Here is a 19417-nt window from a genome sequence, read left to right as displayed (position 1 = left end):
AAAAACATCCGTTTGAACAATCAGGTGAAGTTTCATGAGCTACTGCGTCAATCCCGCCTGTCCGGAACCTAAAAATGCCGAGAATGCCATCCAGTGTCAAGCCTGTGGCTCAAATTTACTCCTGCGCGATCGCTATCGCGTCCTTAAAGCATTGGGTCAAGGTGGTTTTGGGGCTACGTTTGTAGCCGAAGATGACCGATTGCCGGGGAAGCCTGTCTGTGTGATTAAGCAACTGCGCCCCGCCTCAACCTCGCCTCGGGTCCTGGATATGGCAAGACAACTTTTTGAGCGCGAGGCGAAAACCCTGGGGAAAATCGGTAATCATCCGCAAGTCCCCAGACTTTTGGATTACTTTGAAAGCGATCGCCAATTTTATTTAGTTCAGGAATATGTTAGCGGTCAAACCCTCAAACAAGAAGCCAAGCGCAATGGACCTTTTACCGAATTTGCCGTCAAACAATTTTTGCGCGAAATCCTGCCCTTAGTCAAATATCTTCATGATAATGAAGTCATCCATCGGGATATCAAACCCGCCAATATCATTCGCCGGGACGTGGATAATCAGTTGGTGCTGATTGACTTTGGGGCAGTCAAAGACGAAGTGAGTCAAACCGCACTCCTCAACGCCAATTCCACCGGAGAAACCGCCTTTACCTCCTTTGCGATCGGCACCCCGGGTTTTGCCCCCCAAGAACAAATGGCATTGCGCCCCGTTTATGCCAGTGATATTTATGCCGTGGGAGCCACCTGCCTGTATCTGCTGACGGGCAAATCCCCCAAACATTTTGACTATGACCCCATGACAACCGAACTGATCTGGCGTCCCCACGTTTATGTCAGTGATAGTTTTGCAGCGGTTTTGGAAAAAATGCTGGCAGCTTCCGTGCGCGATCGCTACCAAAGCTCAGAAGAAGCCCTCCGCGCCTTGGATCTAGAATCCCACCGTCAAACCCTTTCCGAAGGACTCTCTTCGTCGCGACGCAAAGACTCACCCCCGCAAGAAGAAGAAACCCGCCTCGAAGAAAAAAATAACCGAGGATTATCCCCTGCCGCCCGGGAAGTGGAGTTACTGCGAACCCGTCGCGCCAATAAACAGGCCAAAGCTGCCAGTCGCGGGGGGACCGCCTTAAATTCAGGAATGAATTCTAATCCCGGTTCAGCAACGAGCTTTCGCACCCAAACCTTAGCCGCCTCCACCGTTGCCAGTGATGGGATCTTCGATGCCAAAGCTATTCGCCTCGCCTATGGCAAAGGTAAACGAGACTTTGGCGACTGCAATCTCACCGGGTTAGACTTGCGGTCCTCAACCCTATCCGGCGCTAATTTTTATGACTCCAAGCTCAATCGCGTCAACTTCCAAGGATCCGACCTCACCAGTGCGAACTTCGGACGCGCTACTTTGGTAAAAGCTTGTCTACGGGATAGTAATTTAACGAAAGCCTATTTTGTCAATGCCAATTTAGAAGGCGCGGACCTCCGAGGGGCCGACTTAATGGAAGCCTCCTTTACCCAAGCTAACCTGCGCGGGGCCAACCTGTGCGGGGCCAACCTCACCGGGGCCAGAATCAGCGAAGCTCAACTGGCAATGGCACGCACCAACTGGCTAACAATTAAACCCAATGGCAAACGGGGAATCTTTTAGCCGATTTCTACCCCAAACCCAGTTTCAACCCCTGAGTAGACCCATGCTCTTGTAAAATGAGTCAGGCTGACTTATTTTAGGCGTCCATATCAATGCGGATTTCTCTAAACTGGTTGCGGGAACTGATAGACATCACGATGTCTCCAGAAGAGTTAGCCCATACGCTGACGATGGCTGGATTTGAAGTAGAAGACATCGAAGATCGGCGCAGTTGGGCTAACGGCGTCGTGTTGGGAAAAATTATTGAGCGCGAACAACATCCCAATGCCGATAAACTAAGCGTCTGCAAGGTCAATATTGGCGGGGAATCTCCTTTAAATATTGTCTGTGGCGCACCGAATGCTAAGGCTGATATTTATGTGGCAGTGGCCCCGATTGGGACGTATCTGCCCAAAATTGACTTAAAAATTAAAAAGGCCAAACTGCGCGGCGTCCCTTCTGAAGGGATGATTTGCTCGTTAGCTGAATTGGGGTTAACGAAAGAATCCGAGGGGATTCATGAGTTTGACTTGGAAAACCCCCAATTAGGGACGGCAGTTTCTCCGTTGTTGGGTCTGGATGATGTCATTTTAGACTTGACCTCCACGGCAAATCGGGCGGATGCTTTGAGTATGGTAGGAGTCGCCCGAGAAGTGGCGGCCCTGACTGGGGGTGCGTTACGATTGCCGCTTGCCTTAAGTACATACCCTACCCCCGGAGGCCAGGGGTTTTCGTTAAAAATTGACGAATCTCAAGCCTGTCTTGCTTATATTGGCACGGAAATCACTGGGGTCAAAATTGCCCCTTCTCCCTTGTGGTTGCAGCAACGTCTCCAAGCGGCAGGGGTGCGCCCGATTAATAATGTGGTGGATGTCACGAATTACATTCTGTTGGAATGGGGACAGCCGTTACACGCTTTTGATCGCGATCGCCTCCAAACCCTCGCCGGAGGAGATTCCCTCACCCTCGGCGTCCGATTTGCCCAATCCGGGGAAACCTTCAAAACCCTGGACGGTCAAACCCGCACTCTGCAAGCCCAAAATCTCTTGATTACGGCGAATAATCAGCCGGTTGCCATTGCTGGGGTGATGGGTGGGGAAGAAACGGAAGTCCATGACGGGACTGAGAATTTAATTTTAGAGGCGGCATTATTTGACCCGCCAGCAGTGCGGCGATCGTCTCGGGCGGTGGGGTTACGCACGGAGTCCTCGGCGCGGTATGAACGCGGGGTCAATTATGCCGGGTTAGAAACAGCCTGCGATCGAGCGATCGCCCTGTTCCAAGAACTCGCAGGGGGTACTCCCGTCCATCAACGACTTGCCGATGCACGTCCGGAAGAACTGCGTGTTGGGGGTTCGGTCCAATCCATCGAACTGCGCCGCGATCGCGTGAATCAGGTTCTCGGACCCATCAAACAAGGCGAAGGCACGGGAGAATTACAAGCAACGGATATCGAACCGATTCTCACGGCTTTGGGATGTACCCTCACAGGGATTACCCCGGGTCAAGTCTGGTCCGTGCAAGTGCCGCCCTATCGGGCTCGGGACTTGGAACGGGAAATTGACTTAATCGAAGAAATTGCCCGTCTTTATGGCTATGACAAGTTCTGCGAAACCTTACCAACCCAAAGTGCTGCCGGACAGCTTGGACCGGAACAACAGGCAAGACGAGAGTTGCGATCGGCCTTCCGCAGTGCCGGTTTGACGGAACTGATGCATTATTCGTTAGTTAAGGCAGAACAGGAAAATCAAATTGCTTTAGCTAATCCGCTGTTTGTGGAATATTCTGCTTTACGGACGGAAATGCTCTCGGGGGCCATTGATGCGTTTGAGTATAATTTAGCCCAAGGCAATGGTCCTCTGAATGGGTTTGAGTTGGGTCGCACATTCTGGAAAGATAGCGAAGGACTGAAGGAACAAGAGGCGATCGCCGGAATTCTAGGCGGTGACCCCACTGTAGGCCGCTGGGTCCGCAGTGGTCGGGAACAACCGATGTCCTGGTATGAGGCGAAAGGGATTCTGGAAAGTGTCTGCGATCGCCTCGGATTGGATATAGCTTATCGTCCCGAATCCAATGCCTATCCCACTCTGTTACATCCGGGACGGACAGCTTCTTTGTGGTTGCAGGACCGGAATATTGGGGTTTTCGGTCAACTCCATCCCCAACTTCGACAAGACCGAGAATTACCCAATGAAGTGTATATCTTCCAGATGGAGTTACAACCCATTTTAGATGCTCTCACACAAGATACCTTCGGACGCAAATTTAGCGCTTACTCCTCTTATCCGTCATCAGACCGGGATTTGGCTTTTTATGCGCCGGTTGAGGTGGCGGTAAGTGATCTCACTGGGGTGATGAGCCAGTCTGCCGGGTCTTTGTTAGAATCCGTGCAACTGTTCGATGATTATCGGGGACAGAATGTGCCAGAAGGACAACGAAGTTTAGCCTTTCGACTGGTCTATCGGGCCAGCGATCGCACCCTCACCGATGAAGAGATAGAACCGGCCCATCAGAAGGTTAGGGATGCCTTAGTCAGCCAGTTTGCTGTGAGTTTGCGCAGCTAACCCCCTCTCTTCCCGTAGGGCTGTTTCATTCTAAAATTTTCCTTGCACCGTAAGCTTTACAGCCCAAAAAATAATTGGGTCCGGAGAATGAAACAGCCCTACTCCAAGGAAGGGGAATAAGCCCCAAAATTCCTCTCCTTTCGAGGGTTACCCCACCAAGGAAGGGGAATAAGCCCCAAAATTCCCCTCCCTTGGAGGGGTGCCCCGCAGGGGCGGGGTGGTAAATTCTAGCTAGTCATCAAGTATTGATCTATGCACCCTACTCAAAAGTATATGTCTCTTCCAAATCAAGACACCACCCCGTCCCTTCGGGACACCCCTCCAAGGGAGGGGAATAAGGCTGTATCCCAGGCCAGATAAAGCGATTGAACCATGCAAAAATTAATTGGGCTGGGAGAATGAAACAGCCCTACCTCTCTTCCCGGGGACATATTCCCCAAAACCAACGGTCGGGGGTTCCTATTCCCGACCTGCTGTTAAACTCCCCTATTCCTGGGGATATAGCGGTTCAATTGTCAACCTCTACTCTCAAAAATTAAACGATGCCGAAGTATGTAATGTGGGGCAGCTACTGCGAAGATGTGCTGGAAAAACGGGCCCCTTATCGACAAGCGCACCTAGATGGAATTAGCGCCCAAAAAGCAGCCGGTTTAGTGATTACCCTGGGTCCTACGCAAGATGTCACCAAAGTATTTGGGATTTATGAAGCCCCAGATGAACAAACCGTCCGTGAGGCAGTCGAGGGTGACCCTTATTGGAAAAATGGGATTTGGACCGAGTACGAGGTCAAAGAATGGATCCAAGCATTTTAAAGGGGTTCCCTGAGTAGTTTCTGTGGGAAAACCCCTTCGGTGTAGGGGCGAGTCTCTGGGATTTCCTGACACCGAAGGGGTAAGGAAAGGGACCCGAGGGGTTTGGGAACGGATCAGGGGGAAATCTGGCTAAGTCTAGCGGGGGTTAACTCGATGAGAGGAACGCTAAAATCCAGGAAGTATCCTAAATTAAGATGCGATCGTTAAAAATCCGGGTTGATTAAAACTCTTAAATTTCTGAAGTGGAATATTACTATGCTTGTCTGCTCTAAATGCCATTCCCAGAACCCTAACTCCCACAAGTTTTGTCAAAAATGTGGGATGTCCCTAACCCATAAATCCTGTGGGCAATGTGGAGCCCCGGTGCTTGCCAGTGAGTTAAAGTGCCATAATTGCGGTGCCATCACGGGGCAAATTTGGCTGGCGATCGTCGATCGCCAACGAGTACCCCAGAGTCGGGATGTTGCAGCAGAGGTTGATACTCCAGCGGTTGAGGAATCGGTGTCTGTGGCAACCATGCCGACGGTGGAAATGGCTGTGGGATCAGTTTCCGAGGCGATCGCAACCCATATCCCGGAGGAATCGGAAATAGAACCCCAGGCAGGGACAACGGAAGAAGCTTCTCCGACTTCCTCTGAGACTTCTGACGTTGATACCATTGCTAGTCTGTCGGAAGTGCTCACACAAGTGGCGGAAAGTACAGAAACCTCGGAAACCCAGGGGGTTGAAGCGGCAGTGGAAACCCCCCCAGAAGTCGCTACCCTGAAAGAATCCCCCGAGATAGAAACGACAATAGAACCGACGGACGCGGATATTCCCGAAACACCGATTTCTGAAGAACAATCTGAGGCGGTAATCCCTGCGGCAACAGCATTAGAAATCCCCGAGGAAACCGAAGAAATTCTGCCTGCCGGGTCCTTTTTAGGCGAAGAAAACCGCTATCAACTTTTGGAGGATTTGGCCTTAAATCAACTGACTCAGGGGGAAATTCAGGTGAAGGTACTCGATTGCATTCCCTTGCAACAATCGCTCCTGTTCGCCTTGAGTTCTCACCCTGTAGAAATCCCCGATCGCATGGATAACCCCACTCCCGCTTTGGCCCTGGCAATTCCGGCGATCGCTAAAGCGTATCTGGCCCTCCACTCCCAATTTTACGCGATCGTTCCGGCTATCCATGATGCATGGCACTGGGGCGATCGCCGGGTCCTCCTCTTAGAAGACCGTTCCACCCAACCGGCCCTAATGGAATATGTCCAAACTAACCCCATCCTTCCCTCCCAGATTCTGCACTGGTTGCAGGAAGTGACAGAACTCTGGATTGGATTAGAGCCCTGGCATTGTCGGCAAAGTTTACTAGAACCCCAAAATCTCCGCCTAGATGTAGAAGACCAAATTTTGTGTCTGCAACGCTTATATCCCGACCAGCCCCATGCTACCCCGACTTTCACGGCAGTGGGACAGTTTTGGCAAACCCTCTTAAATGTGGCGCAACTGACAACCGACACAGAACAGGAGGAGATTTCAGAATTACAACAAGTGGTAGGGGAATTAGCCTCGGCAGAGTTGGACAATGTGGAAGAGTTGCGATCGCGCCTGGAAACCCTGCAATCTCAACTCCACCCGGCAACTCCCATCAGTTCCCCCCAATCTGACCCGCTTTATCTGGGTGCAATCACCGATAACCTAGATATGGATGACAGTCCCACGATGGTCATGCCGGTTCTGTTAGAAAGTCTCGAAGCCTCCGGAGAGACGGATATTGGACGGCAACGCACCCATAACGAAGATGATTTCGGCATTGAAACCCAAGTTAAGCAGCGTCAAGGTGCCAGAGCCTTCTCCACCCACCACAAGGGGCTTTACATTCTTTGTGATGGCATGGGAGGACATGAAGGCGGGGAAATTGCCAGTGCCTTAGCGGTGGAAAAGCTGCGGGAATATTTCCATCGCTATTGGCAGGATAGCTTACCGACTCAAGAGGTCATCTCTACCGGGGTTCTGTTTGCAAATCAGGCCATTTATGACCTCAACCAAACAGAACAGCGTGGTGGCAGTGGGCGGATGGGGACAACCCTGGTGATGGTGTTAGTTCAAGATCAGAATGTAGCCGTTGCTCATGTGGGGGATAGCCGTCTCTATCGTTTTACTCCCTCTCAGGGATTGCACCAGGTCACGGTGGATCATGAAGTGGGGCAGCGGGAAATTCAGCGAGGTGTGGATCCGGAAACGGCTTACTTGCGTCCCGATGCCTACCAGCTTACCCAGGCGCTGGGACCTCGGAATGAGGATTTTGTCAGCCCCGATGTGCAGTTTTTTAAGATAGAGGAAGATACCTTATTGATTTTGGCTTCCGATGGTCTGACAGATAATGATTTGTTAGAGACTCACTATTTGACTCATGTTGAACCCCTCCTGAATCCAGAAATGCCCTTAGAGCCTGGGGTTAAGGCGTTAATTGATTTAGGGAATCAATATAACGGTCACGATAATATTACGGCGATCGCCGTTCGTGCCCTGGTCCGCGAACGGTAAACCGCCCCGGCGTACCGAAAGCCGGGGTTTTGGCTTTCGGTGCGCTTCTAGTTTGTGCTTCGATCAGGTTTAAGACTGAGTTTCAATGATGTTTCAAGGAGTTGCCGAAGTGGTTACTCTGGTTTTGGTAGACGACACGAATTCTCCGATTAAACAGTGGCGGTTTGAGAATGCTGAGGTGATTCGCATTGGCCGATCGCCGGAACAGAATGATCTAGTGCTTGATGATCCGGTCGTGTCTCGCCTGCATTTGGAGTTACATCTGACCCAGGATAGCACTCACGGCAAAGTCTGGCAGTTGATCAATTACGGGACCAATGGCACGTTTGTCAATGGTCACCCAGCCCAGCAGTCGCGCCTCAGTAATGGGGCGCTGATTCAGTTAGCCCGAGGAGGTCCACTGTTAAAGTTTATCCTGGAAGCCCAAGCTTCCCCCTCTTCCCCGGCTTCCCCCTCTTCCCCGGCTTCCCCGGCTTCCCCGGTTGCCTCGGTTTGCACTCATGCCAATAATCCCCCCCATACCCTGTTTTGCATTCACTGCGGCGCGCCGATTCATGTGGAACGGCAGATCCGAGAGTATCAAATTTTGAAAACCTTGGGTCAAGGGGGAATGGGTACGACTTATCTGGCATTCGTTCCTCCGGAGGAAAATAACCCCCGTCCCAAAATGTTGGTGTTAAAGGAAATGAATGCGGATATGACCCGCATTCCCAAGGCAAGGGAATTATTTGAGCGGGAGGCACGGATCCTCAAGGGGTTGAATCATCCCGGAGTACCACAGTTTTATGATTTTTTTGTCGATGAGGGCAAAAAATATCTGGCAATGGCGATGATCCACGGTCAGGATTTGGAACAGCGGGTTTATCAGCGCGGTCCGGTTGTTTTATCTCAGGCGATCGATTGGATGATTCAAACTTGTGAGGTATTGGAGTATATTCATGCCCAAAGTCCGCCCATCGTTCACCGGGATATCAAACCGGCGAATTTGATGGTGCGGACGGTGGATAATCGAATTATCGTGCTGGATTTTGGGGCGGTTAAGGAAATTGGTACGCCTTTGGGTACTTGCATTGGCGCACCGGATTATACGGCACCAGAACAGAACCGAGGTGAGCCATTAACTCAATCGGATCTTTATGCGATCGGTGCAACGTTGATTTTTTTACTGACAGGGGAGAGTCCTCAGAAGTTTTTTGAGCTTCGCGGTTCGGGCTATGGGTTTAACCTCAAAGGTGATCCGCGCATTCCTCCCCAAGTCCGAGAGACGATTGAAAAGGCAACGGAATCTAAACCGAGCGATCGCTATCAAACCGCTGCGCAACTAGCTCGGGCTCTCTCGCAGTGCTTATAAATAGGGATATTCGGGATGACAGATGAGCGAAAACCCTCAGCTTTAGCTGGGCTAAACGATACCCAATCAGGCGATCGCTCCTCTGTTTTTTTCCCGGTTATCCTTATTCCAACCCTTCTACTCGTCTTCTTCCCAGGTTTCTACCGCTAAGAGGTGAACCACAGGATCTTTCATTGAAAAACCAAATTCAAGTAATTCTTTTTTCCAGTACGCCCATTCATCTCCATAGAGAAAGGCGATTTTCCAGAGGCTATCTGTAGGCTTGAGGATTTTTGATTCTACTAATGATCGCACCTGACGCTGTAATTTATCCATCGAGTGACAAACCTGCTGGGTCATAATACCTCTTTAATTTTCCAAAAACTTCTAACAACATTCAATTGCTTTCCAATCCTTTTACCATACTTCGCAAGGTTTTATTCGCCATCCTCGTAGAGTTGACGGTGGATTTTTGCTGGAGGGGTATGCCGTTCCAGCGCGAAGTTGGGTTTCCGCTTCCAGACCTCTTTAAAAAGTGCCTGCATTTTTTACCATCAGTTTCAGCTAGTCAAGTTCGTTAGACCGTCGAGTCGGTTTGGCATCGGCCTTGACACACTTCCAGCCGAACAGGGTATATAATCCGGAGATTTGCACGGTTTGTGTAAACCACCTGAAGCTAAGGAAACGTTTTGAACCATTGGAAAGTCCTTTCTTTTTGCTCTGTCCGATATTCTAGGTCAATGGGAGGAATGATCATCGGTTCTCGACTATCAAAAATGTCGAGCCACGCTATCTTCGCTATCTTGATGGAGCGGCTATCCCCAACTTCAGTCAGTTGAGTGCCGGTTCGGAAAAATCCTAGATTCGGTAATCGGTGGAAAAGCTACTTTATATCTTTTATCGTAGCACGCTGCTTTTGGCAAGTCTATTTTTTATTTTTTTTTACGAATCGCCTCATCTGTGACTCCCCAGAGCCTTTCACCCGATTCCTGGTTCCTGGGGTCCTGGCTGGGAGCAAACCTCTAACCCTATCGGTTACGCTTGCCCTAGATGGCGATCGCGTTGATCACACTCACCTGGGAGGCGCTTTCTTCAGAATCATACGGTCTGCACATTTCGGGAAGGATTAAGCTTGTTGGGGCTACCTACAACAGTAAGCAGCGCGATCAGATTCCTACCGGATAACCAATCAATCCCTAGGGCGATCGCAGAGGGTCGAAGTTGAACTTCTTGAGCGTTGAACTCGCTTTGGCGCTTGCTATGGGTACGGAATTGGGTGGGATTTTTAGTGGAGAGTTTTTTCTCTACTAAAGTAGTTTATCACAAATTTTCTCAATTGTTGCACATTGGAGAAATGGGGGAGATGGGGAGATGGGGAGATGGGGGAGATGGGGGAGATGGGGAGATGGGGAGATGGGGAGATGGGGAAGATGGGGGAGATGGGGAGATGGGGAGATGGGGAGATGGGGAGATGGGGGAGATGGGGGAGATGGGGAGATGGGGAGATGGGGGAGTCCAGCATTTTAGAGCGGACTCGGAAGGGGACCCAACCCCTTTCCCTCTCCTTTGAGGAGAGGGCCTCTTTTTTTGAGGTTTAGAGGGGACTGGAAGTAGAAGCCTCAACTATTACCTGGATGAGGGCTTTGTGCTTTTCCCTTCAGGGGTAAGGGGTTGGGGGTTATCTCTGAAACACTCAAGCGCGATCGCTCAGTCTTTCTTTCTCCGGTTGGAGGGATTTCAGGAGACTCTTGACATTTTTACTGCTATAGCCGACTTCTAGAGTCGGTTCTCCTTGTAAAAGGGTGTCAATTTGGGTTAAATAATCAACGATCCGACTTTCACTTCTAATCGTGCGTCGGAGGCGATCGCCTAAAGGCGTGATAATCTGATAGAGTTGTTGTTGTTGAACCAGGGGTTCCGCCTCCGGTTGCACCAGGGCATGGCTGCGGAAAAGCAAAAATTTCTCCGGCTTTTTAGTGTTAAAAACCTCGCGTAATTCCTCAAAAATTTGACTCATCAACGCCGTAGTTACATATTCCAACAAAACAGGCTGAAGGCAGAATAAAGCACGGTGCGGGTCTGCACTTTTTTCCAGCAGCGATCGCCGTCCCAAAGAAGCCACCGCTTCTAATAATTCCTGTAACGGCACCGGCAATAACATCGTCTGGCGCAGACGCTCCAAAGATAGCGGTTGACGCTCGATCGCCAGCCAATATAGAATTTCTTTTTCTAACGCAGACAAGCGATCGCACTGTTGGGCGAGCAACTCTCCGATTTCCCCAAACACTAATGTGCCATGTTTCAAAAATTCCGCAACTTGGCCCCCAAATAATTCTTGAATCGTCCGAGCTGCAATTTTGAGTTCTAAAGGATTGCCGCGATATAGGTCAAATAAATTAGCCCATGCAGGTTCGGCAATCAATCCTTTATCTTTTAAAATTTGAGTAGATGCCTCTGCATTTAACCCCGTCAATTGTAGAGACCGAACGGGTAAATAATCCCCTTCTTGTAAACTGATTTCCTTGGGATTTTCCCAACTGGTCATCAGCACACAGCTCTTGTGGGGTTGGCACGAAAGCCGTTTAAAAAAGTCTCCATACTCTTCATAACCGGCGCGATACTGTCCCGAGAGTTCACCCCCTTGTAAAAGGGTTTCCACACCATCGAGGATTAATAAACAGCGATGACGGCGACAATATTCCAGGAGTAGGGAGATTTTATCATTGAGTTCCGGAACAGAATAAGCGCTCTGATGAGGGTAGATCAATTTGAGTAGATTGTCTAGCAGGTCGCTCAGGGGTGGACCCTGGTGCAAATTTCGCCATAACACCGAATCAAATTGATCTTGGAGTTGGTGAGCCAGTTTGACGGAAAGGGCAGTTTTGCCCATCCCTGCCATTCCCAAAATGGACACCACTCGGCACTCTTGCTCTAAAATCCACTGCTTCAAGGTGGCTAGTTCAAGTTCTCGCCCATAAAAAATTGAACTATCCGGTGCCTCGCCCCAATCATAGATGGATTTAACACAAGAGGCTGACCCATTCAGGAGTCCATTGCTCTTCAAGGTTATGCCAGTCTGATGGTCCTGATACTCGCTGACCAGAATCTGTTGTAACTTGGCCATTTTACCGGGTCCAGCGCCCCCGATTTTAAATTTTTTGTACACTTCACCGAGTCGTTTGCGGACCGCTTCGGGTCGAATGCCCAGGTTAATGGCGATCGCGGCGATGGATTCACCATGCAGCGCATAAGATAAGACCTGAATTTCCGAGTCCGACACGCCCCGTTCGACTGTTACCACCTTTAAAAAGTCTTGAGGAATCACAGCAGTTCTCTCACCCTTATGTAACGACGACTGTTGCCTTGGTCTTAGATGCAAATAAGTGAGTTTTTGTTCATTCCCAATTTTATCTCGCTTCAGTGAGAAAACAATCGAGTTGTGGAGGATTCCCCTCACTAAACAGAGTTTATGGGCAGGGACCTTAGACTTCACAGCCGTTGAGAGTGGGTTAAGTCAGGATTCATTCAAGGTTAAGTTTGGGTTCAGGGTCCTCATGATCTAGCCGCGATCGCCCCATCATCAGGCAAACCCCAAAACCACCTCTTCATAGAGATAAGAGCGTTCCATCCCCAGTAATCTAGCACTCCATTCCCGATCCACGTGCAACCACTGGCTCATCACCGCCCCTAAATCATAATTGCCCTGGAGTCGGCGTCCGATTAAAGCCCCACCGGGATTTAAGTATTGCGCCATCTTGGCGATCGCCCCCTCTAACTCCCCAGGGGCCATCCCATCCCCGAAATTTGACATAGAAATCAGGTCAAATCCCCCCGCTTGACCGAGTTCCACCACTTTTTCTAAAAACTGACCGCCATGCAGTTTCAGGCGCTGGGTACCCAGGGCCAAAATAGTCCCTTGGGCAAACCCTTGTAAATACACCGGGACCCCTTTTAACCCCTCAGCGTAGGAGTTGGCAAACAGTTGGGTCATAAAATAATTTTCCTGGGGAGGCATCTTGTTGAGGGCCATCGCCAACCTCTGAGCAAAATGCTCCCCAAAAGACAGTCCCTGCCACCCCTTCACCGGCATTTCCCCAAAAATGTTCACCAGTTCCTCGGGGGTGAAAATAGACTCAACCCAATCTTGCCACCCAGGATGAGCAAGACTTTGTGCTGGATCGTGAAGCGGATCCAAACCCAATGCCGAAAATTGGGCCGATAACTGAGTCGTCAGGGTCTCAAATCGGCCCACCTGATTGACGCCTTGGGCAACTTGTTCGAGTCGCGCATCCCAGAAAGATAACGTTGCTTCTGGAAGATAGGGCCGCAATTCTTTGTAGAGGTCCAGTCGTTCCCGACTGCTCGTGGTGCGATCGCCACCAATCAGCGCCAGTTGGTCAAATAAAGGTAAATGTAGCAATGCCTGACGGCGCAACTCCACTAAATGTAATTGCGCCGGATTGCTATCCACCGCTTCAATTTGTCCCACCATCGGCGAAGCTAATAAACTCAACGCCGTGCAACCGCCAGAGGCAACCACTAAAACTCGTAATAAATTTTCCTGGCATTCTCCCAATTTTTCCGCAACAGAGAGCTCGATGCGAGGATCTTCGGGAACTTGAGAAAAACTGATTTCAGAGGCAGTGGAATTTTCTAAGCGCTGCATGAGGGCTACAATCCTAGACGATCAAGAATCACTTTATTATTATTCCAATCCCTAGCAGCTACCGGACGGTTTGTGACAGTTTGCCAAGTGACTGACCCGGTGATTCTTCCCTTTTATTTATTCTCTATCCAGAGATAGATCCCAAATCGGCCACCTGAAATAATGTCAAGGATTTACCTTTCTATTTACCCGGCAATCTAGGATTTAACTGGACTGACCCATCACCGGGTAAAAGAGCAATTCATGACCTGCCCCTTTCTGAATAATCAGGGGAAAACCCGAGTTTGATACTCTGCAAAGGCGCGGTTCCCTGGCTTTCCCCTGAAACTAAATTGCTTTTACTCTCTCCTAAGAAACCATTACCGCTTCCTTTCCTTGGTTTTGAAGAATTAGCCCATATTCTAATCCTTCTACCACCGCTTGATAGGAAGCTTCAATAATATTTGTAGAAACCCCCACCGTTGTCCAGCGTTGATGACCATTGCTCGATTCCACTAAAACCCGAGTTTTAGCCGAAGTTCCGGCCCCCCCATCCAGAATTCTGACCTTATAATCCGTAAGTTGGAAGTCCGCTAAAGCGGGATAAAAATTAACCAATGCTTTTCGCAGGGCGGCATCTAAAGCCGAAACGGGACCATTGCCTTCAGCCGCTTCTAAAATATTTTTGCCATTGACTCCCACTTTAACCGTTGCCAAAACATTGGTCATCCCTTCGAGTTGTTCGCAATGGACGTGAAAGCCTTTAATTTCAAAAAATGTCTGGCGATCGCCTACTGCTTCATGCATTAACAATTCAAAACTCGCTTCCGCTGCCTCAAATTGATATCCCTGATTTTCCAACTCTTTCAACTTCTCCAAAATCTGCCGACATTTTGGATCTTTTTTGTTCAAATCAATCCCAAAGCTCTCGGCCTTTGCCAAAATATTACTCATTCCGGCTTGGTCGGAAACCACAATTCGGCGCTTATTGCCGATTAATTCCGGTTGGAGATGTTCATAAGTCAAGGGATTGCGCTGGACCGCAGAAACGTGAATTCCCCCCTTATGAGCAAAGGCTGAAAGTCCCACAAATGGAGCATGATCATCCGGGGCGAGATTGGCTACTTCGCTGATATAGCGACTGGTTTCGGTCAGTTTAACCAAGTGACTCGAATCGATGCAATCATAGCCCAGTTTAAGCTGAAGATTGGGAATTAAAGAGCAAAGGTTGGCATTGCCGCAGCGTTCGCCATAGCCATTAATTGTGCCTTGAACCATGCGGACTCCTTCGAGAACCGCAGTTAAGGCGTTGGCAACGGCAGTTTCTGCGTCATTGTGGGTATGAATGCCAAAATTGATGGGAATCTCAATATTTTGGCGGAGGGTTTGAATCACGGTGCGGGTGATTTGGCTGATTTCATGGGGTAGGGTGCCGCCATTGGTGTCGCAGAAAACAATCCATTCCGCACCGGCTGCGATCGCCGTTTCTAGGGTTTTCAGCGCATAAGCAGGATTGTGTTTGTATCCATCAAACCAGTGTTCGGCATCATAAATCACCTGTCGTCCCTGACTCCGCAAAAACTCGATAGTATCGCGGATCATCTCCAGGTTTTCTTCCCGGGTCGTGTTGAGTCCTTCAATCACATGAAGATCCCAGGATTTGCCAAAAATCGTCACCCAGCGGGTCCCTGCGGACAGAATTGGCTGTAACATGGGGTCCTCTGCTGCCGTTTTTCCCGGACGACGGGTGGAACAAAAAGCGACTGCTTCAGCGTTCTGCAGAGGTTCTTCTTGGAGTCTCCAGAAAAATTGGACATCTTTGGGATTAGCCCCAGGCCATCCGCCTTCGATAAAAGGTACTCCCAGGCGATCGAGGCGGTGAGCAATTCGCAATTTATCCTCGATAGACAGAGACATCCCCTCGCGCTGGGAGCCATCTCTTAGGGTGGTGTCGTAGATCCAAATCCGGTTGGTGGTATCTGCATTCATAGTTTTGGTCATTGGTCCTTGGTCATTTGTCATTTGTCATTGGACAGGGGAGATGGGGGAGGTGTGGAGATGGGGAAGATGGGGGAGAGTACGTTTTTTAGGCTTAACTCCATCTCCGGTCCCCTCCCCTGTGTCTTGGGGAGGGGACCGGAAGTGTATTTAAATGTCAGGCCAATCCCCCTGAACGTAAAAACCCTACTCTTCTAAGCTCCCCCATCCTCCCCATCCTCCCCATCCTGATGGCGGTCCTCCCCATCCTCCCCATCTCCCCAAAAGGTGTAAAAATAGAGAGTGAAATGCTTTGAGTGAGTTGAGATGCCAAAAGTAGAAGTTGGGGGAAAGACCTTACAGTGCGATCGCGGGGCCAATCTCCGGCAGGTTTTGTTAGATAACGGGATTGACCTGTACAATGGCAAGGCAAAATTGATTAATTGTCGTGGCCTTGGTAGTTGTGGCACTTGTGCGGTGGAGATTCAAGGGGAAGTCTCGGCTCCCAACTGGCGGGACCGAACTCGGCGATCGCTCCCTCCTCATTCTCCCGCAAAAAATCTCCGATTAGCTTGTCAAACCCAAGTTTTAGGTGATGTAAAGTTGACAAAATATGACGGATTCTGGGGACAAGGGGAAAATCCGCTGTGGACAGCAGAAGGGTAGGGCTTTGAGGCATTTAGCATTAAAAATTAATAATTTGAGGGCAATTTTTTCTCGGAACAGGAAAGCCTTATTGTAAATTATACTCCCCTGTCTTCTGATTCATTAAAACCCAGTGAATGAAGTCCCGGGGAAAATTTTAAACTAATCTTCGGGATGGGAACTTGACAAAAAGCCTACTTTTATAAAACAAATTACCCTAATTTTTTAATGAAGACATCAAACGATATCATTATTATTGGCGGTGGCATTATCGGCTTATCCATTGCCATTGACTTGAAACTGCGTGGGGCATCGGTGACGGTTTGTACGCGATCGCTACAGGAGGGAGCCACCTATGCAGCAGCGGGAATGTTGGCCCCGCAAGCGGAGGCTGTTCCCCCGGGACCGATGCTGGATTTGTGCTTGCGATCGCGATCGCTCTATCCGGACTGGATTAGCAAAATAGAAGACCTTAGCGGCGTCTCTACCGGCTATTGGCCTGGGGGTATCCTCGCCCCGGTTTATGAACCCAACCCACGGGGGACCCTCTACCCTCTGGATTCAGAATTTCCCGCCACTTGGGTTGACAAATGTCACCTAGACCTGTACCAACCTGGTTTAGGTGAGGCAGTCGTTGGCGGGTGGTGGTATCCCGAAGATGGACAAGTGGATAATCGCGCCCTTGCCAATGCGTTATTAAAGGCAGCCCGAGAATTGGGAGTCGAGATTCGCGAGGGCGTCATCCTGGAGGGGATTATCCAGAGACAACAGCAGGCAGTCGCCCTGCGCACGAACCAGGGAGAATTACACGCCTCCCATTATGTCCTGGCAACCGGGGCCTGGAGTCATCAACTCCTGCCGATTCCGGTTCATCCTAAAAAAGGGCAGATGCTCTCGGTGCAGGCCCCTGTCAATTCCCCGGTGCAGCCGCCTCTAAGTCGCGTATTATTTGGACCGGAAACCTACATCGTTCCGCGACGGGATGGCCGGATTATTATCGGTGCTACGAGTGAGGATGTGGGGTTTACCCCGAGTAACACTCCTGCGGGAATCAAACTCTTGCTAGAACGGGCGATGCGCCTCTATCCGGCCCTAGGGGATTATCCCATCAGTGAATGTTGGTGGGGATATCGACCGGCGACTCCGGATGAATGGCCAGTTCTGGGTCCCAGTGCGATCGCCAATTTAACCTTAGCCACAGGTCACTATCGCAACGGGATTTTACTGGCACCGATTACCGCTGCCCTGATTGCCGATTCGATTCTCCAGGAGAATACGGATCCCCTGCTATCACACTTTAGTAGTCAGCGATTTTTTACCTCATCTGCTCAACCCACTGGATCTCCCATGAGTAATTCTCTCACCTACGCCACCGCCAAACCCTCTGTCCCTTCTCCGGAATCTTTGTTACAGCAGTTAGATCAGCCGGTCACCATTGCGGGGCGATCGTTCCAGTCGCGGTTAATGACCGGGACGGGCAGATATCGGTCAATGGAGGAAATGCAGCAAAGTATTATCGCCAGTGGTTGTGAAATCGTGACAGTGGCGGTGCGTCGGGTGCAAACCAATGCACCGGGACATGAGGGATTAGCGGAGGCGATCGACTGGAGTAAAATCTGGATGTTGCCCAATACTGCCGGATGTCAAACTGCTGAAGAAGCGATTCGCGTGGCCAGATTGGGTCGAGAAATGGCGAAACTCCTGGGTCAAGAGGATAATAATTTTGTCAAATTAGAGGTAATTCCCGACCCTAAATATCTGTTACCGGACCCGATCGGCACCTTGCAAGCGGCAGAACAATTAGTCAAAGAAGGGTTTGCCGTGTTGCCTTATATTAATGCTGACCCAATGTTAGCCAAGCGCTTAGAAGAGGTGGGTTGTGCTACAGTCATGCCCTTGGGGTCACCGATCGGGTCAGGACAGGGAATTAGTACCGCTGCGAATATTGCCATTATTATTGAGAATGCTCAAGTGCCGGTGGTAGTGGATGCCGGGATTGGCGTGCCTTCCGAGGCGGCTTTGGCGATGGAGATGGGGGCGGATTTGGTCTTGATTAATAGTGCGATCGCCCTCGCCAAAAATCCCGCCGCAATGGCAAGGGCGATGGCCCAAGGGGTAGAAGCCGGACGTCTAGCCTATCTCGCCGGTCGTATTCCCATTAAATCTGCCGCCAGTGCTAGTTCTCCCCTCACTGGCACGATCGCCCCTTGATAGATAGAATTTCCCACCCTCTATCTGTAGGCTTAACTCAGATATAAAAATTGGGTTTCTGGACCTTGCTTGCAAAACCAGCAGAAATGTTGTCCAGAAACCCGCTTCTCTTCCCGTTCCTGTATCCAGGTTGTTGGATAAGAGTCGGGGTTGGGCCGTTCGGTTGTTATCGTTTGTTACCCTTATGCTTTTTAGATTAACAACAGCTTGAGGAGTTGTCTATACTCACTGACTGGCCTAACTTTACTAAGGCTTTATAAAGACGCTCGCAGGTGTGAAGTTGCCTTGAAGCAATCTTCAAAATTGTCATTTTGTTAAGGTAGTGTGGGGGATTTCCTATACTCCGGATGAACAGCGAGGCGATTTCCAACCCTTGATGGGACACTAAGCCAATGGTTAAGTAAAGAGGGTTCTTAAAATTGGCTTCGGGAGTGGCAATACTTACTCTCTCTCTATCTATAACGGTAAGGGCGGGGCAGTGTTCCCGCAGGTTTGGGGGAGGATGGGGAGGATGGGGAGGATGGGGAGGATAACGACTTGCTATCGTTTCCACCCTATCTCCCCTATCTCCCCTATCTCCCCTATCTCCCCCATCTCCCCCATCTCCCCCATCTCCCCTATCTCCCCTATCTCCCCCATCTCCCCTATCTCCCCTATCTCCCCTATCTCCCCTATCTCCCCCATCTCCCCTATCTCCCCTATCTCCCCTATCTCCCCCATCTCCCCCATCCTCCCCGTTCCCAGGATGGGACCAAACCCGGTACTCGCCTTCCCTAAAATTGATGATGATTGCGGGATCAATCTTTACCGTCATCTGATAAAGTAAAATTAGGTAGGTAGAAAGACTGAGGTTTTAACAAATGCCCTATAGTGAAGATGAAGGCGGATTGCTCAATAATTTTGCAAAAGAGCCGAAAATGTACACCGCCACCCCTCCAACGACCACGGAAAAACGTAACTACGTGGTCCAGGCGGTTTTGGGCCTTTTATTAGTCAGCGGTTTAGTGGTCTTAGCTGCCTCGATTTCTAACCTTAGCTAATTAGAACAGCCTTTTTAAACCTGGTTGTATGAACAAGGGG

Annotated in this window: 13 protein-coding genes and 1 pseudogene; 9 read left to right on the top strand and 5 right to left on the bottom strand. The window is 50.0% G+C overall.

Translation table 11 applies throughout. The features are described 5' to 3' along the window. Positions 1 to 34 precede the first annotated feature (34 nt). The 5 genes from NG792_RS01545 (at position 35) to NG792_RS01525 (ending at position 8880) form a co-directional block, all read left to right on the top strand. Positions 35 to 1642 carry a serine/threonine-protein kinase gene (locus NG792_RS01545; protein WP_261234258.1) on the top strand — a complete coding sequence of 536 codons (1608 nt, stop codon included), beginning with the start codon at positions 35 to 37 and terminating at the stop codon, positions 1640 to 1642. A gap of 92 nt (positions 1643 to 1734) precedes the next feature. Beyond that, complete coding sequence (gene pheT / locus NG792_RS01540; RefSeq protein ID WP_261234257.1) at positions 1735 to 4185, top strand: phenylalanine--tRNA ligase subunit beta; 2451 nt, start codon at positions 1735 to 1737, stop codon at positions 4183 to 4185. 542 nt (positions 4186 to 4727) lie between these two features. Further along, positions 4728 to 4997 carry a YciI family protein gene (locus NG792_RS01535; protein ID WP_071884356.1) on the top strand — a complete coding sequence of 90 codons (270 nt, stop codon included), beginning with the start codon at positions 4728 to 4730 and terminating at the stop codon, positions 4995 to 4997. Positions 4998 to 5252: 255 nt separating this feature from the next. Continuing rightward, positions 5253 to 7529, top strand: a complete 2277-nt coding sequence (locus NG792_RS01530; protein WP_261234256.1) for a serine/threonine phosphatase — start codon at positions 5253 to 5255, stop codon at positions 7527 to 7529. Between the two features lie 85 nt (positions 7530 to 7614). Next, a complete protein-coding gene (locus NG792_RS01525) occupies positions 7615 to 8880 on the top strand; it encodes an FHA domain-containing serine/threonine-protein kinase (RefSeq protein ID WP_261196978.1) in 1266 nt (421 codons plus the stop codon). 117 nt (positions 8881 to 8997) lie between these two features. Here NG792_RS01525 and NG792_RS01520 read toward each other — a convergent pair whose 3' ends face one another. The 4 genes from NG792_RS01520 to cimA form a co-directional block, all read right to left on the bottom strand. Next, the gene (locus tag NG792_RS01520) at positions 8998 to 9219 is read right to left on the bottom strand and encodes a DUF4327 family protein (RefSeq protein ID WP_015149823.1); all 222 of its coding nucleotides are present in this window, start codon (positions 9217 to 9219) and stop codon (positions 8998 to 9000) included. Positions 9220 to 10552: 1333 nt separating this feature from the next. Continuing rightward, positions 10553 to 12184: a helix-turn-helix transcriptional regulator gene (locus NG792_RS01515; protein ID WP_261196971.1), complete on the bottom strand. Its 1632-nt coding sequence runs from the start codon at positions 12182 to 12184 to the stop codon at positions 10553 to 10555. A 255-nt stretch (positions 12185 to 12439) separates the two neighbouring features. Continuing rightward, entirely contained in the window at positions 12440 to 13525 is a 1086-nt protein-coding gene (locus NG792_RS01510) for a BtaA family protein (protein ID WP_261196969.1), read from the bottom strand. A gap of 348 nt (positions 13526 to 13873) precedes the next feature. Next, the gene (gene cimA, locus NG792_RS01505; RefSeq protein ID WP_261196996.1) at positions 13874 to 15493 is read right to left on the bottom strand and encodes a citramalate synthase; all 1620 of its coding nucleotides are present in this window, start codon (positions 15491 to 15493) and stop codon (positions 13874 to 13876) included. Positions 15494 to 15808: 315 nt separating this feature from the next. Between cimA and NG792_RS01500 the strand changes: the two genes are divergently transcribed. The 3 genes and pseudogenes from NG792_RS01500 to NG792_RS01490 all read left to right on the top strand — a co-directional run bounded on the left by NG792_RS01500 (position 15809) and on the right by NG792_RS01490 (position 18337). Continuing rightward, positions 15809 to 16147, top strand: coding sequence for a (2Fe-2S)-binding protein (locus NG792_RS01500; RefSeq protein ID WP_261196968.1), 339 nt, complete (start codon positions 15809 to 15811; stop codon positions 16145 to 16147). Between the two features lie 207 nt (positions 16148 to 16354). Further along, positions 16355 to 17386 (top strand): annotated as a pseudogene (gene thiO, locus NG792_RS01495) (glycine oxidase ThiO); the annotation flags it as partial. Between the two features lie 144 nt (positions 17387 to 17530). Continuing rightward, positions 17531 to 18337 (top strand): thiazole synthase, encoded by an 807-nt coding sequence (locus tag NG792_RS01490; RefSeq protein WP_435387554.1) that lies wholly within the window; start codon positions 17531 to 17533, stop codon positions 18335 to 18337. A gap of 540 nt (positions 18338 to 18877) precedes the next feature. Here NG792_RS01490 and NG792_RS01485 read toward each other — a convergent pair. Beyond that, positions 18878 to 19066, bottom strand: a complete 189-nt coding sequence (locus NG792_RS01485) for a hypothetical protein (RefSeq protein WP_261234255.1) — start codon at positions 19064 to 19066, stop codon at positions 18878 to 18880. A 131-nt stretch (positions 19067 to 19197) separates the two neighbouring features. Here NG792_RS01485 and psb34 point away from each other — a divergent pair, with 131 nt between their 5' ends. Further along, positions 19198 to 19377 (top strand): photosystem II assembly protein Psb34, encoded by a 180-nt coding sequence (psb34, locus tag NG792_RS01480; protein WP_261201766.1) that lies wholly within the window; start codon positions 19198 to 19200, stop codon positions 19375 to 19377. Positions 19378 to 19417 lie beyond the last annotated feature (40 nt).

Source organism: Laspinema olomoucense D3b, from assembly GCF_025370785.1.
GTDB lineage: Bacteria > Cyanobacteriota > Cyanobacteriia > Cyanobacteriales > Laspinemataceae > Laspinema > Laspinema olomoucense.
The sequence above is the reverse complement of the archived record's forward strand: the minus strand, read 5'-3'. Positions and strand labels throughout refer to the sequence as shown.

Excerpts from the sequence above, each read along its gene's own strand:
- pheT (WP_261234257.1), top strand. The coding sequence starts at position 1,735 with ATGCGGATTTCTCTAAACTGGTTGCGGGAACTGATAGACATCACGATG.
- NG792_RS01485 (WP_261234255.1), bottom strand. The coding sequence starts at position 19,066 with ATGGGGGAGATGGGGGAGATAGGGGAGATAGGGGAGATAGGGGAGATG.
- NG792_RS01530 (WP_261234256.1), top strand. The coding sequence starts at position 5,253 with ATGCTTGTCTGCTCTAAATGCCATTCCCAGAACCCTAACTCCCACAAG.
- NG792_RS01535 (WP_071884356.1), top strand. The coding sequence starts at position 4,728 with ATGCCGAAGTATGTAATGTGGGGCAGCTACTGCGAAGATGTGCTGGAA.
- NG792_RS01525 (WP_261196978.1), top strand. The coding sequence starts at position 7,615 with ATGATGTTTCAAGGAGTTGCCGAAGTGGTTACTCTGGTTTTGGTAGAC.
- NG792_RS01545 (WP_261234258.1), top strand. The coding sequence starts at position 35 with ATGAGCTACTGCGTCAATCCCGCCTGTCCGGAACCTAAAAATGCCGAG.
- NG792_RS01500 (WP_261196968.1), top strand. The coding sequence starts at position 15,809 with ATGCCAAAAGTAGAAGTTGGGGGAAAGACCTTACAGTGCGATCGCGGG.
- psb34 (WP_261201766.1), top strand. The coding sequence starts at position 19,198 with ATGCCCTATAGTGAAGATGAAGGCGGATTGCTCAATAATTTTGCAAAA.
- NG792_RS01520 (WP_015149823.1), bottom strand. The coding sequence starts at position 9,219 with ATGACCCAGCAGGTTTGTCACTCGATGGATAAATTACAGCGTCAGGTG.
- NG792_RS01510 (WP_261196969.1), bottom strand. The coding sequence starts at position 13,525 with ATGCAGCGCTTAGAAAATTCCACTGCCTCTGAAATCAGTTTTTCTCAA.
- cimA (WP_261196996.1), bottom strand. The coding sequence starts at position 15,493 with ATGAATGCAGATACCACCAACCGGATTTGGATCTACGACACCACCCTA.